The organism is Candidatus Bathyarchaeia archaeon (genome assembly GCA_035935655.1).
Classification (GTDB): Archaea; Thermoproteota; Bathyarchaeia; order 40CM-2-53-6; family 40CM-2-53-6; genus 40CM-2-53-6.
Genome location: DASYWW010000055.1, coordinates 1 through 12985 on the forward strand (window position 1 = coordinate 1; position 12985 = coordinate 12985).

At 53.4% G+C, this 12985-nt stretch carries 24 protein-coding genes; 18 read left to right on the top strand and 6 right to left on the bottom strand.

All coding sequences use genetic code 11. The annotated features are described in order from the left end of the window. From VGS11_10530 to VGS11_10540, 3 genes are all read left to right on the top strand, one after another. Positions 1-202 (top strand): hypothetical protein (locus tag VGS11_10530; protein ID HEV2120519.1); only part of this gene is annotated, 202 nt, incomplete at its 5' end. Further along, complete coding sequence (locus VGS11_10535) at positions 196-453, top strand: type II toxin-antitoxin system RelE/ParE family toxin (GenBank protein ID HEV2120520.1); 258 nt, start codon at positions 196-198, stop codon at positions 451-453. The genes VGS11_10530 and VGS11_10535, both read left to right, overlap by 7 nt. A 379-nt stretch (positions 454-832) precedes the next feature. After that, a complete protein-coding gene (locus tag VGS11_10540) occupies positions 833-1699 on the top strand; it encodes a hypothetical protein (protein HEV2120521.1) in 867 nt (288 codons plus the stop codon). 6 nt (positions 1700-1705) lie between these two features. Here VGS11_10540 and VGS11_10545 read toward each other — a convergent pair whose 3' ends face one another. Beyond that, positions 1706-1942, bottom strand: coding sequence for a hypothetical protein (locus tag VGS11_10545; protein HEV2120522.1), 237 nt, complete (start codon positions 1940-1942; stop codon positions 1706-1708). A 193-nt stretch (positions 1943-2135) separates the two neighbouring features. On the opposite strand from VGS11_10545, the gene VGS11_10550 reads away from it, so the two are divergent. Continuing rightward, entirely contained in the window at positions 2136-2603 is a 468-nt protein-coding gene (locus tag VGS11_10550; protein HEV2120523.1) for a hypothetical protein, read from the top strand. A gap of 51 nt (positions 2604-2654) precedes the next feature. Here the strand turns inward: VGS11_10550 and VGS11_10555 are convergent, their stop codons facing one another. Continuing rightward, entirely contained in the window at positions 2655-3239 is a 585-nt protein-coding gene (locus VGS11_10555) for a hypothetical protein (protein ID HEV2120524.1), read from the bottom strand. Beyond that, positions 3236-3475, bottom strand: a complete 240-nt coding sequence (locus VGS11_10560; GenBank protein HEV2120525.1) for a hypothetical protein — start codon at positions 3473-3475, stop codon at positions 3236-3238. The genes VGS11_10555 and VGS11_10560 overlap by 4 nt, the downstream gene beginning before the upstream one ends. A gap of 76 nt (positions 3476-3551) precedes the next feature. Here VGS11_10560 and VGS11_10565 point away from each other — a divergent pair, with 76 nt between their 5' ends. The 4 genes from VGS11_10565 (at position 3552) to VGS11_10580 (ending at position 6432) form a co-directional block, all read left to right on the top strand. Further along, on the top strand, positions 3552-3842 hold the full coding sequence (locus VGS11_10565) for a hypothetical protein (protein HEV2120526.1): 291 nt from the start codon (positions 3552-3554) through the stop codon (positions 3840-3842). Positions 3843-3864: 22 nt separating this feature from the next. Then, positions 3865-4353 (top strand): hypothetical protein, encoded by a 489-nt coding sequence (locus VGS11_10570; protein HEV2120527.1) that lies wholly within the window; start codon positions 3865-3867, stop codon positions 4351-4353. Positions 4354-4864: 511 nt separating this feature from the next. Continuing rightward, positions 4865-5338: a hypothetical protein gene (locus VGS11_10575; protein HEV2120528.1), complete on the top strand. Its 474-nt coding sequence runs from the start codon at positions 4865-4867 to the stop codon at positions 5336-5338. A 149-nt stretch (positions 5339-5487) separates the two neighbouring features. Continuing rightward, entirely contained in the window at positions 5488-6432 is a 945-nt protein-coding gene (locus VGS11_10580) for a hypothetical protein (protein ID HEV2120529.1), read from the top strand. Positions 6433-6749: 317 nt separating this feature from the next. Here the strand turns inward: VGS11_10580 and VGS11_10585 are convergent, their stop codons facing one another. Next, complete coding sequence (locus tag VGS11_10585; protein HEV2120530.1) at positions 6750-6986, bottom strand: hypothetical protein; 237 nt, start codon at positions 6984-6986, stop codon at positions 6750-6752. A 104-nt stretch (positions 6987-7090) separates the two neighbouring features. On the opposite strand from VGS11_10585, the gene VGS11_10590 reads away from it, so the two are divergent. The 8 genes from VGS11_10590 to VGS11_10625 all read left to right on the top strand — a co-directional run bounded on the left by VGS11_10590 (position 7091) and on the right by VGS11_10625 (position 10694). Further along, entirely contained in the window at positions 7091-7318 is a 228-nt protein-coding gene (locus VGS11_10590; GenBank protein HEV2120531.1) for a ribbon-helix-helix domain-containing protein, read from the top strand. Beyond that, positions 7315-7581: a type II toxin-antitoxin system RelE/ParE family toxin gene (locus VGS11_10595; protein HEV2120532.1), complete on the top strand. Its 267-nt coding sequence runs from the start codon at positions 7315-7317 to the stop codon at positions 7579-7581. Before VGS11_10590 ends, VGS11_10595 begins: the two co-directional genes overlap by 4 nt. A gap of 283 nt (positions 7582-7864) precedes the next feature. Further along, complete coding sequence (locus VGS11_10600; protein ID HEV2120533.1) at positions 7865-8296, top strand: hypothetical protein; 432 nt, start codon at positions 7865-7867, stop codon at positions 8294-8296. Between the two features lie 128 nt (positions 8297-8424). Continuing rightward, complete coding sequence (locus VGS11_10605) at positions 8425-8691, top strand: hypothetical protein (GenBank protein ID HEV2120534.1); 267 nt, start codon at positions 8425-8427, stop codon at positions 8689-8691. A 113-nt stretch (positions 8692-8804) separates the two neighbouring features. Continuing rightward, positions 8805-9227, top strand: coding sequence for a hypothetical protein (locus VGS11_10610; GenBank protein HEV2120535.1), 423 nt, complete (start codon positions 8805-8807; stop codon positions 9225-9227). 99 nt (positions 9228-9326) lie between these two features. Continuing rightward, positions 9327-9605: a hypothetical protein gene (locus tag VGS11_10615; protein HEV2120536.1), complete on the top strand. Its 279-nt coding sequence runs from the start codon at positions 9327-9329 to the stop codon at positions 9603-9605. Positions 9606-9721: 116 nt separating this feature from the next. Beyond that, positions 9722-9964, top strand: coding sequence for a hypothetical protein (locus tag VGS11_10620; GenBank protein HEV2120537.1), 243 nt, complete (start codon positions 9722-9724; stop codon positions 9962-9964). Between the two features lie 166 nt (positions 9965-10130). After that, the gene (locus VGS11_10625; protein HEV2120538.1) at positions 10131-10694 is read left to right on the top strand and encodes a hypothetical protein; all 564 of its coding nucleotides are present in this window, start codon (positions 10131-10133) and stop codon (positions 10692-10694) included. Between the two features lie 69 nt (positions 10695-10763). On the opposite strand, the gene VGS11_10630 is transcribed toward VGS11_10625, so the two are convergent. Next, the gene (locus VGS11_10630) at positions 10764-11471 is read right to left on the bottom strand and encodes a hypothetical protein (protein HEV2120539.1); all 708 of its coding nucleotides are present in this window, start codon (positions 11469-11471) and stop codon (positions 10764-10766) included. 118 nt (positions 11472-11589) lie between these two features. Then, positions 11590-11967 (bottom strand): hypothetical protein, encoded by a 378-nt coding sequence (locus VGS11_10635; GenBank protein HEV2120540.1) that lies wholly within the window; start codon positions 11965-11967, stop codon positions 11590-11592. A 198-nt stretch (positions 11968-12165) separates the two neighbouring features. Between VGS11_10635 and VGS11_10640 the strand changes: the two genes are divergently transcribed. Then, on the top strand, positions 12166-12426 hold the full coding sequence (locus VGS11_10640) for a hypothetical protein (protein ID HEV2120541.1): 261 nt from the start codon (positions 12166-12168) through the stop codon (positions 12424-12426). Position 12427: 1 nt separating this feature from the next. Further along, the coding region (locus VGS11_10645) for a geranylgeranylglyceryl/heptaprenylglyceryl phosphate synthase (protein HEV2120542.1) at positions 12428-12985 on the top strand (558 nt) is incomplete at its 3' end.

The window sequence follows — 12985 nt, forward strand, 5'->3', positions numbered from 1 at the left end:
GAAGTTCAACATCAAAGAGGGCAGCGTCCTCGCTGTGGCAGCCAGGGACGGCGTGATAGTGCTGAAGAAGATAGAATCCGACCTGTCTGCTCAAGACTTGAAGAGTCTCCGACTCGTTGAAGAAGCCTGGAAGGACATTGAGGAGGGAAGGTACAGCGTCCGCTCCAAGGAGGCCTTCTTCAAAGAGCTGAAAGAATGGTAGAAATCAAGGCAATAGTCTACACACAAAAGTTCGAACGGGACGTAAGGAAGACTCGAGACAATTTAGTGAAGGACAGGCTCCGGAAGCAGATAGAGAAGATTGCGGAAAACCCAGAATCCGGGAAACCACTTCGGTACGGTCTGAAGGGAGAGTGGACTGCCCGAATCCCACCTTACAGGTTGATTTACGCGGTCCAAGGAGACAGGCTCATCTTACTCCGCTTCGGGCACAGGAAGGAAGTGTATGACTAGACGACAACCAGTGACGAGGGCCTGAAGGACGTGACGTTCGTCTAGACATTGCGATTCACAAAGGCCGTTCCAAAGAATAGGCGTAAATCCAACTAAACCTTCCATTTCCTGACATGAGACACAGGGACATCGCCGTAGTTATTGGCATAGCATCAGTGGTTGCATCCGTCTTCAAGGCCGTTGATTGCTCGGCAGATTGACTTGAATGAAAGATTCCGCTACCAGCTCGATTCCAGCTTTTGTCGCCCTTCATCTGTGATCTGATATACGAACGGCTTGGTCGCTACGTTCCGTCTCACCAGGCCCAGCTCGAACAGGTCTTTCATCACTCTGGTAACCAACTTTATGGGTCGGTCACACCTTTGTTCGTCTGAATTCGATGAGAGGAGCAGCCGTAGCAGGGATGCTGGCAGTCGCGATCTTGGTAGGCGCAGGAGCAGGCTACTTCGCAGGCGTCTCGAACAGGACAACGGTCACATCTGTCTCGACCTCGTCAATCACTGGGCCAACGACGACGGCCACCCGAACTTTGACTCAGACCACGACAAGCCTTGAAACCATACGCACGATCACCACGTCGACTCTGACCACTACGATTCTAACCACAACCGCAAAAAACATCGTGGGGGCTGAGAATCAGTGTGGTTTTGCTTCGACTTGTAGCGTCTCCAATTCAGGAGGCCTCGAACTCTCGCTTTCAGTCAATTCTACCAGCATCAGGCCGAACGGTACAATCGGACTGAACGTGGTGGAGTCGAATCCTCTGCCGGTGACCGTCAAAATCTCCGCCTCTTCCAGTTTTCCAATTCCGGGCCTCTGGTGGCTGTGCGGACCTGGTTCATTTCCTCATGGGATCGCCATCTTCAGGGGGTATTACACGCTAAGCAACGTAACAACCGCCCAACCCCTAGACTTTTGGGCGCCCATATCATGCGCTGCCGACTACCAGTTCAACGGAACCCGCAACATCGTCGGGATTCTTCAGAACGTGACAAGTTACTCGTTTATGCCCGAGAATTTTAAGGCAAGTTTTACTGGCTACTACATACCAAGCGGGGCGCCCTCAGCGACCCTCGGGTCGTTTGTCTCAACAAGCATGATGGCAGAAGCTGCGGTTTCAGCCACAAATTCGAATAGGGTTCCCCATCTCATGAATTCATTACTTTCCACGGCCCCTGGCGTCTATACTTTGGTCGCCGGAGATGAATGGGGCGACCTCGTCTTATTGCACTTCAGAGTCGCGTAGTTTCGGTCACTTCCTGAATATGAGCCATAATCCGAAAATTACGGCGATAACCGCGGCAACTACTATTGCCGTGGAGGTGTCAGCGACGAACCAATACCAGTTCAGGGTGGATTGGGGGCATGCGGCGACCGTGCACCGCGGGCCCTGATCTTCATAGTTTACAAGATTCCAAAAGATGCCGAAGAGGATTGACCATGCTCCCACGAAAATAAGGGAAGCGCCTAGAATCGGTTTCTTGGCCACGGTTGCGGAATTATTGGAGACGAATCAGTTAAGCCTTCAAGGCCCTCTTGGTTCTGAGCCGTCCGAATTCTTGGTCTTTGATGGTCGCGCAGGAATCGTTTTGGGCTCTTACCACTAGAATCCAGCTTCCGCCTCGGCGACGTTCCGTCTCACTAGGCCCCTTCATGACTCACGCTGCGTGTTCGTGAAGCACATGAGGGTCTTTATTCAAGCATTCATGAGCACTGTGAACAATCAGCGAGGTTCCGTCTCGCTGACCGAGGACCCCAGTCTTGATGCTTTCGCGTCAACCCGATTCAACACGGCGGTGTCGAACTATACGATATCAGATTTCGGATTTGACAGCCAAGCCGCCTCATTTTTCGCCGGAACTGGCAGAATAAGCACTGAAGAAATTCTGTATCCTCAAACGTTCGGACCGGCTGCGTTCGCTGGCTACCTGCAGCAAAGTGCACCCTCCCACTGGGAAGCTCTAGTCAATCGGGCCTACACCAAGTACGGATTTCACCTCGGCTACGGGCCTGTCGTGGAGTTCGCTACTGGGTGTCCAGTCAACGAAATAACCGCTCGTAACATCAATATCACACAGCTCGCCATAGCGAATGGATGCAAGTACGAAATTCATAATGAAGTGTGGCTGCTTCTGATTTTGAGTAGCTGAGACGTCAGCTCTTCGGGGCCTCTAGTTGCCCAAGGCTATCATCGACCAACCTCATTGATCTGGTTTCGTTGCCTCAAAGGTGCCGTGGCCGCCCACATGTAATACTAACTCCCCTTTGAGAGTGAAGACGGACCCATGGGTTATCCTTATTCTTGAGCCGCGCTTCACCCGGTCGTAAGTTGACGAAAGCGCCAGGTTCCAGTTGCTGTCCGTCAGTAAGAGCTTGACTTGGCCTGTATCGTCCTTGAGAATGCACTGAGTTTTTCTCCACCCCGACCCGATGTCTTTCCATTCAGGGGTTTCAGCTATTTCACCCTCCACGTCAAGGGAGGTCATTCCATCTTTGAAGTCCTTAATCTTGCGAGAGAAGTGAATCCCTCCTGCGCGTAGCACCAACTCTCCTCCGATGCTATGGGTAAACCCTCGAGCTATCCTAATCCTCGATCCCAGAGACACATCCGAGATCTGGCGGTCGACAAGACTGAGTTTGACCTGTCCCGTATCGTCTCTTAATGTACAGAGTGAAATCCATCCCCGGTCGCCGAACCTCGTCGGTGGGGGCATTTCGATTATTTCCCCAACTACGCCTAAATCGCGCATTCCATCTCTGAGGTCCTTGATCGGGGTGGACTTCATTGGACGCCCCCACCGCAGCTGACATTGTGAAATATGAAAGGCGGGAAGTCAACCCAGCCTGTTGTCGGCCAGTAGAGAACCCCGTACCCTCCGAGAGCGGCGTAAGACAGAGATGCATACGTGGGCTGAGGGACGCATTCGACACTCCCAGGGCTCTTCAAGACGATAGGGGTGAAAAGGAAGGCGCCCAAAGCTAGAGCAAGTGCGACAACGGCCAGCGCTGTCCTCCGCTTCATGGTTGTTTCACTTCCCTCGGAGATTTAGCAGTTCTCATGATTAGGCGTAAATCCAGCCACATCAATCGTTTCTGACATGAGACGCAGGAATATTGCCATAGTTCTGGGAATGCTAGGCATGGCCTTCGGGTTTGGGAGCATAACAGTAATCTCACAAGATTATGGCTCTTGCCCAGAGCAACCAGTAGGTAGCCCGTTCACCTGCGATCACGCCTACCTCATCAACGGTGCCTATGTCTGGATGCGACCGCTGTACACCGGATTGGGCATCTCATCCCTCGCATTTCTGGCATCGGCAATCGTCCTTGCGCTCTACTTGAAATTGGGCAGCCGTCCATCCATAGGACCACCAACCGAAACTGACTAGTCTCGTGCCAGGAGAACTCGTCTTGACGAACCTTATTACTTGGCGTATGTGTATCCCTTTCAAGCGAGGACTCCTGCACAGAACACAATTTGTCATCCTCGCCCTTGTGACAACCATGCCGATAATGATACTAGCGATAACCTCCTTGATGGGCAATGTGGCTCACCTAGTCAATCCATGCTTCACGTGGGGCGCAGGAAGCGGAAGCAGCTTTACAGTCTCGACAGGACGGCCGTGTTCTTCATCCATAGCCACGTCTCAAACGATTCCTGAAATGTTAACGTGGTTAGCAATCATCCAGGGCGGAATCCTCCTCGGGTCGGCCCTGGGCGTGCTGGGAGTTCTAAGAAGTCGTCCGAATTTCTTGGTCTTGAGTTCTTCAATATTTGTCCTAGAATCGATACCACTTATCTTCGGCGGGGCGTTCGTCTTGACCCTCCTGCCTGCTGTGTTCTTCATGTGGAGAGCCAAGGAGGCCAGCGCATTTCGGAATCAGGCAATCCTGCGCTAAACATTCGGAAATTACGCCCGGAGGTTCAAATCGCTCTTGATGACTGAACCTACAAGTCGAACGGGTAGTGCCACCAACTCGAATTCGTTTGCCAGACTCCCTCAAAGTGCCCGCCGAACCCTAGAAGGTAACGTGTTGGGGATGCCAGGTTTAATTCCGTACCATGACAGACCGTCCTACCAGAGCAGATACCTCCCTGAGAAGGGCACACCCCTGGAGTGCTACATGGACCGGGTGTGATTACCTGAAGCAGAGGGACGGCAGGGACAAGGAAAGCTACAAACACGAGCGCCACTCCTAAGATAACATACCTACGCCTCATGAATCATCCTTGTAACGCGGAAGAATTTACGTCTAATGCAGGAAGCAACCAATCCAGTAAAATCAACCGTTCGATTCCAGCTTGTGTCGCCCTTCATCGGTCAACTGGTAGACGAACGGTTTGTGCGCCACATTCCGGCTCACGAGGCCTAGGTCAAATGTTAATACAAAGAATGAAGCTCTGCAATTCATGAAGCGAGTCTACCTACTCGCCATCATCTCAGTTGTCATAGTCGCAGGCATTGCAACTTCCCTTCTTATCTACGAGGCTTCGCAGAACACTCGGCCTCCACAAGTTGTCCTCGTTTACCTAGGGAACACCTATTCGGGTGCACCGGACAATTATTGCTGGCCAAAACCTCCGGCGAATGGAACTTGCACAGACCCCCTCAACGTAGGCCCTAGGACCGACGTGCCCCCTCCAATCAGTGTAGCCAATAATTCATCGGTAACTTTTCAGGTCAGCGGTTCCTCTAATCCAAGCAACTACTCCGTGGCAATTTGGACCAAAAGTAACGGAAGTTCGACAGTTTTGGCGCTCAAGCACGTTACAAGTTCGTTGCCAATCAGTTTGCAGGCGGGTAACTACTACCTTAGTGTCTTCGCCGTATGGAACGACGGAAGGGGTGTGGGCTACACTTTCGAAATCACTGTGTCAGCCTGAACGGTGTCCAACACCGACGAAACCGCTAGGTCAAATCCGGCCCGACCCCACCACAGATGTTAGTCCATGCGAATGAGAAATCCTGCTTAGGCGACTTCGCTCTGTCGAACTGATAAATATCGTCGCGCACCTTGGAATCAATCACGAAAATGCCCTGGAGGACAGAACCTCTGCTGGCTGTCGTCTCAGTTTCTCTTGGGACTGTGCTGGGCCTTCTCGAGGCGTACATATTTGCATTCCCAATCACGTATCTCACAGGACCTCCGCCAATAGTCTATCCAACAGAATACCTAGCTGCTTACTGGTTGTCGCTGGCAGTTTCCTACCCAGTCACGGTCCTGGTGTTCTACGTGATCGGTAAGCGGCAGACTTCGCCCTTCAGAGCTGGAAGAAGCATACTCACGATATTCGGCGGCGCGCTGCTTGGCGAGATCTTGGGACAGACGGTTTTCTTTTTCCTCCCGCAGAGCAACCCCTTCGCTGGATTTCCCTACTTCTATGTGAGTGCTCCGTCGAGCAGCCTCGGCATTGTTTTCATCGCTTTCAGTGGATTCGCTCTCTCGAACCTTTCCCATGGGGCGACTAATACCGACACCCGTGGTAAATTCACGTTAGTCGCACTGACATCCTTAGTCTTCGGAGTTTTGGTGAGTTTTCTCACTGGTGATTTCTCGCTCCTCGCCAGAAACGGGTTTAACTTCCAGCTCTTCAGCGTCATCAGCAGTCTGAGTTTCGTGATTGCTTTTCTAGGCCGATTCGCCGTCTTCTACCTCATCGGCCGAAGGGTTCCGGTCAACGGCCATACCCTCGCATATTTTGGTCTACTCTTTGTCGGGACCTACATCGGGTCTGTGGTCGGAGCAGTCGTATCCGTTGCGCTCTTCGGCCAAGCTTATTGGACTCTGGCCCCTGGGGAAGGATCATCGAATATGATTGAAGGGTTCGTGCTAGTGAACACTCCGCCATCTTTGCTCGTGCTACTCGAGGCCCTGGACCCCATCACGTCTCTCCCATTCCTCTCCTTCTTTGCGATGTCGATATCTCGTACTGGCAACACTTCGCTTGGCACTCCAGAATCACCTAACTCGTTCTAGAAAGTAGGCGTAAATCCAGCCATACCATTCATTTCATGCATGAGAGGGAGATACCTGGCGCTGGCAGTAGGCGTTGTGACACTCTGGTTCTTCCTAGCACCAGTTGTGGCATTTCAGGCGCCCTGCTTCAGTGCGGTAGTATCCCCATCGTTCGCTCTGTCGGGTTCTTACGGAACGGTATACATCCCTAGCTGGTCCTGGGCTGGGTTCTTCCCGTATACACATTTTCCGTTTGGCTGCCAGTAACCATACAACACCGCCAAAACTGCTAGGTCAAATCTGTCCGACCGAGGCTAGGTCGGGAAAGATCATGTCATCTAGAGTATCAAACGATACTGCGTGAAGTAAAACCCGCCCATTCCGAATAGCCAGTAAGTGATTGAACCGTACCCGTGTCCGCCGATGGAAGAGCAAAGGCTTGTGAGTTGCCCGTTCGAATTTGTACAACCTCCTGCAGGGGGTTGCGAGAAGGTGACTTGCACGGCCGGTACAAGAAAGAGGAACGCAAAAACGACTCCCACTCCGATGACTGCCGCCCTTGCCATGCGTCTCATGCCATAGGGTTTGCTTTGCGGAGCGTATAGCTCTAGCGTCAGAGGACGAGTTGTGTCGGCCAGGTCGAACGCTTATGTCCGTGTAAACTAATCTGTTTACACAGTTGGCCACCACCCAAGTCCAGGTCAGAATCCCAGAGGAACTCGTCAAGGAGCTCGACCGATGGATTTCCGAAGGCAGATTTGCGAGCCGCAGCGAGGCGGTGAAGACGATCATCGCCCTTTACAACGAGAGAGAGCGCACGCGCAGGTTCTACCAGGGCCTCCTCAAACAAAGCGACGAGGCTAGGATGCACCCGGAGTCTCTCATCCCACTGGCCGACGTCGATTGAGCTTCTCGGTCCTGCTGCACCCAAAGGCGGCAGGCTCGCTGAAGAAGCTGCAGGCCTCCATCAGAAACAGGGTCCTGGAATCGATGAGGGAGCTGGAGCGACAGCCTGAGAAGGATGACCAAATGAAACCATCCCGGTTCTGGAGGCTGAGGGTCGGGGACTACAGGTTGGTCTATGAGATTGATAGGAAGGCGAGCCGGGTCATAGTACTTTACATCGGGCACAGGAAGAACGTCTACGACGATTTCACAAGGCTGTTCTAGAAAGACCGGCCAACACCACCAACAAGACTGCCTGGGCCGTTCTCATGAGTAGGCGTAAATCCAGCCCCAACAACCGTAGTCCGATGAATTGGGGCAAAGTCGTCGGCTATGGACTGATAGTCTTGATTGCAAGCCCGGTCATTATATTTATTGGTCTACTCGCTTATCTATTGCTTGGCGGATTTGGGCCAATCACAGCTCCTTGAGTGACTGTCCAACCCCACCAGATCTGCTAGGTCAATCCGGCCGACAAGGCGGGAATCAAGGTCGATGGAGAGAATAAATGGTTGACCTCTCAACCAGAATACAAGTAAGGAGACTCAAAGATGTGAACAAACTCGCATTCATAGGTGGTGTCTCCCTCTCAGCGCTAAGCCTTCTCATCTTTTCGATTCCACTGATAAACGATTGGCTATGCTCCGATGTCCCGCCGACGCACGCGTGTATCGTCGTGCCGCCCGCCTGGCCGGCGCTTCTAATCATGCCAATCGGTCTTGTCTTGGTTGGCTACTCGTTTCGAAGCCATCCGACGAAGGTCGGAAGCGAGACGAGTCAGGCACCAAGTTGTCGGGGCCTAGCTCTCATTGATTCCAACACCTTCACGACTACAAAGTCATATCGTACTGTTCTGCTCCGCGCTCGATTCCAGCTTGCGCCGCCCCTCGTCCGTGATCTGATATACGAACGGCTTGGTCGCGACGTTCCGTCTCACTAGGCCCAAGTCGAACAGCTCCCTTAGCTACTGAGGACAATCACCAGCAGAGAGAGCGGGGGTCGGGGTCGAGGGAGAGAACAAGTGGCTCAGTCTATTACGGGACGGGTCAAGAGAGAGGCGGAAGCGAGTTGAATACCAAGGGAGTCAGGATTCTCGCCTTGGGTGGGTTAGTTCTTAGTCTGGCAATGCTCTACTACGGCACTTTGAGTCTTTGCCCCAACGAACAACTTTTTCCCGAGCCACATTGCAACCTGCATGACACCTTCCTGTATGGATCTCAGTTTTTCTGGACTCTCCTTACACTCCTCTGCATCGGCTCTTTGGCACTAACTCTCCGCCGACCGAAGACCACGCAGAGTGGAACACTCATCCCCCAGGGTGAAGCAAGCAAATGAATCCCTCGACGAAGCAGAGCCCAGAACTTGCCTGTCCAACCCCACTCAAACTACTTGACCGTTCTTACGAGTAGGCGTATAACCAGCGACGACAAGTGCAAGAACTTGGCGTAGTGGCGATGAGGAAAGCTGCACTTGTCTCGGTGATTGCGGTGGTCTTTCTGATAGGCTCGGCCTTAGGATTTTACTTTCTCTTCCCGTTGACTTCACATCAGACGTACGTGCTGGCATTTGCTCAGAGTGGTGCGTGCTCACCTCCCGCGTATGGCGTCCCGTGGGCCGTCGCTCTCAACGGCCACACAACCATAGCAGTACCGTCGAACGCCTCACTCCCCGTGCCGAACACCGAGATTCGAGCGTCTCCAAATTTCAAGAATTTCTCAGTGATTTGGTTCCATGTCTCCGATGGGGTCTACACCTACGTGGTGTCGCCCAGCGCCTTCTTCCCAGGTGGAACTGCGACTGTCAACGGCGCAGACACAATCGTCACCGTCTCTGGGCCTTTCTTAAGCTGCACGACGAGCATTGCGAAATGAGTGCAGTTCAACCCCATCAAAACTCACAGGCTATCTCAGGCCGAACACTGGTGAGAATGTATATCACGGCCCAGGACGCAACAGAATCTGGTTCAGAGATTGAGGCCTAGAAACAAGGCCGTCATCATGGTAGTAGTGTTCGCTCTCGCCGCGGCGTTCTTTCTTCCCGTCTTCCCCAGCGACTTTAGCACTTCGCGGACGATTACCTGCAGCACTCCGTTCCCATGCCACTGGATCGAAGCCGGCCGAGTTACTCCCCAAGGCAGGGCGACCTATCACGTCTACTCTTCCCTAACCAGTTACACTTGGGCCTTAGGATGGGGCCTTCAATGCTCCTCTGACATCGGGGGCTGCTGGCTAGGCAACCCGAATGCTTAGTTGCGAGGATGGGACTCCCACTGTCCCATTTGGTCAGAATCGGCCACCACCACCAAAACTGCCTAGGCCGTTCTCAAGAGTAGGCGTAAATCCAACACTGAGATTCGACCTCTGACATGAGACGCAGGACGCGGGCGCTGGTCGTGGGACTGATCATTGTTGCGGTAGGCAGTTTTTTCTTCGCGCCGGTGGTGTTCTGGTTCGCCTCAGGAAGTCAATACCCAGCTGAGATCTCGGTCCCCTCGACAGTTTGGCCTGTGTATCACTCACTCGGATGCTACTTCACAGGCGTCGGAGATTGGTATGCGCCACACTGGTCTGGCTTCGGATTCGGATGCCAAACTCCCGCAGTTCTGTAGTCTTCTGGAATCTCAAAACCAGGCCGGGCCGTCCAACCCAACGTAAACTGCCTAGGCCAAATACGGCCGACGTCTGGAATCAAGGTCGAAGGGCAATAACAAATCACTGACATCAATTCAGGACTCTTCGAAAGACAAATAATCATCGCCAAGCTCATTCGTCTCAATGAAAAAGCATGCAATTGTCGCAATTGTGATTCTCCTATTCATAGTCGTTGAACCAGTAGTTCTCCCCGCTCAAGCCGCTCAAGCGACGACCCTCATCGTCCAAGTCCCTCCCACAGTCCATATCGGGAGCTGGGTCAACCTGTCAGCGCGGCTGACTCTTACTAACGGGAATCCCATCGAAGGTGGGTGGATTACCTGGTATGTCGATGGGCAGGAGTCAGCTGCGGGCCTAACCGACTCGACTGGCTACGCGAGGATGGCCCTCGGGAATCTGCACCTTTCGACAGGAACGCATACTGTTTCGGCTGTCTCCAACGCGACCTCCGCCTATGCCTCCGCCCAAGCACAAGCGGCAATGACGGTGCTTGAAGCATCGACGACCACCCAAACAAGCCAGACAACGACTTTGCCATCTTCTACAGGCGGTAACCAGGTTGGGTCTGCACCTTCCGCTGGCCTGAGCGAAGATGCTTTGGCTCAGTCCATCGCCATAGTAATCGCTGGAGTTTGCGTTGGTCTTGGAGTCTTCTTCGGCAGCCGGACAAAGAGACAGACTGTCTGACGCGAAACTCCATCAAATCATGGTGGCATCCAACGCCACCAAACTGCTAGGTCAAATCTAACCGTTCCCTTACGCGCTCGATTCCAGCTTGCGTCGCCCCTCATCTGTAATCTGGTATACGAAGGGCTTGGTCGCGACATTTCGTCTCACAAGGCCCAGCTCAAACAACTCCTTCATCAGTCTCGCCGTGTGCTCGCGGGACTTCTTGAGAGCATCAGTAAGCTGACGCGTATTCTTTGTGCCTTCGGCTAGCTGTCTCAATGTCGCCAACTGCGTCTGATCGAGCACCAGCTTTGCCTCCGGGGGCGTCTCAGGCGGCTGTCCAGGCTCCGGCTCCGGTTCTGGCGTGGGGGGTGGCTGAGGGGACTCTGGTGCCGGTTCCGGCTGTGATGACTGTGACCTTTGTGATTTCTGTTGTGACTCGGGCTGTTGCACGGCTCGGGGTTGGGCTTCGACATCACTTGATTCCTCCTCGGGTTGTGACATTTGAGGTGCTGCGGGCGGAGTCGAAGGCTGAACCATAGGTTCCGGGGGTGGCGGCTGGGTCATGACTCGCGCCTGGACGACTTCCATCCTCCCCATCATGTCGAGTATCCGCTCGTCCTGCTTTCTCATCCTCTGCTCAAGGGCGTCCCAAAGGTCATGGCCAAGGTCGGAGGAGCCAGCGATCTTCTGCGAAAGCTGTCTGTACCTGACCAGGAGGCCGAAAGCGAGGGCGACAAAGAAGGCAGAAGTCACAAGAAGCGCAATAGTAGTCGCGTCGTCCAGCAGGGCCATCGGGCGTGACATCATTCGAAGTTGTGATATAAGCGTGACCCCACGTGATGAGCCTCGCCGCCTCTCATGCGATTCCCTCTCTCCTTTGAGGTGTGATTGCTTTCTCTGCGTGATGGCGTCACAAGATGATGCGGTCCAAAAGGGCTCCAAGGACTTGGATGAAGCGGTCCTGATCATATTCGGAGAGTTCTTTGGCGCCGACGCCGACCAACTCGAACAATTTGCGGACTTCCTCCACCTTTACGACGCCCAGCTGCATGCCGATTAGAACAGTAACGAGCGACTCTCTGATGTTTGTGCGGGCCTGGGTCAGGGTCCGATAGTAGGAACCTATGGTCAGGGGCTTCTCTTCTCCTTTGGTCCGGCCCGATGAAGCGATTGAAGCAGCATCTCGAAACCTGATCTCTCCTGAAGCGACGCGCATGTATCCTATCAACGACTCCAACTGCCGGGATGTAAGGGAAGACTCTTTCACCAGACGTTCGGGTAAGCTCATGGCTTCGCCTCTCCTTGTCCGCCAATTAAGTATTAACCAACCCAAATTCACCTTTTCCGAAAAACCCTGACCTCCCGCGATTACTATAAAATAATAGTGAAACCAACCCACAAACAATTCAAAAATCTGCAAGAGCCACGGGGAGCGCATGAGACGCTATCTTATCTACCTCAAAAGACAGACGAGCGGGTGAGATAGATGGGTAGGAGACGCAAGAAAACACTTCGAGTTATCCACCGGACGCTGCCCAAGGTCTTCGCCTGCCCTCGATGTGGTATGACAACGATTCGAATCACATCCGACCAGGACGAGGAGTCACAAGATTTCGTCTTCAAGGTCACATGTGGGAACCCGAACTGTCCCCTCCACGCAGGCAGGGAGCTGAGGTACCCGTTCAAGCGAGCCGACATCGACGTCTACAACACCTTCGTCGACGACTACGCCAAAGCCGGGGCCTGAATTGATCTCTCTGGGACCAGTTGAGAAACGCATTCTCCATGAGACGAAGAAAGGCCCAATCGTCGCAGCTCTGATAGACCCGGAAGACTTCTCTCCAAAACAGGCGGCTGAGACTGCTGGAAAGGCGATTGCAGCCGGGGCCTCGCTGATTCTGGTCGGAGGGTCGACTCTAGCCAACCAAACCCGGCTCGACGCGGTGGTCAGGGCTATTCAAGGTCACAAGACGTCACAGAAAGGTCACAAGTCACAGGCTCAAATCCCGGTCGTTCTATTCCCCGGAAACATCACAGGCGTCTCACGCTACGCTGACGCCATCCTCTTCAGCAGTCTCCTTAACTCGACCAACCCCTACTTCATCATAGGAGCCCAGGCACTCGGGGCCGTGGAGGTCCACAGGACTGGAATTGAGAGCATACCGATGGCCTATCTTGTATTCGGAAACGGCAGTGCGACGAGCTTCATCGGCCAAGTAAACGGCTTCCCTCTCTCAAAGCCGAATCTTGCGGTGATCTACTCTCTGGCGGCGAGGTACTTGGGGATGAGAACTCTCTATTTGGAA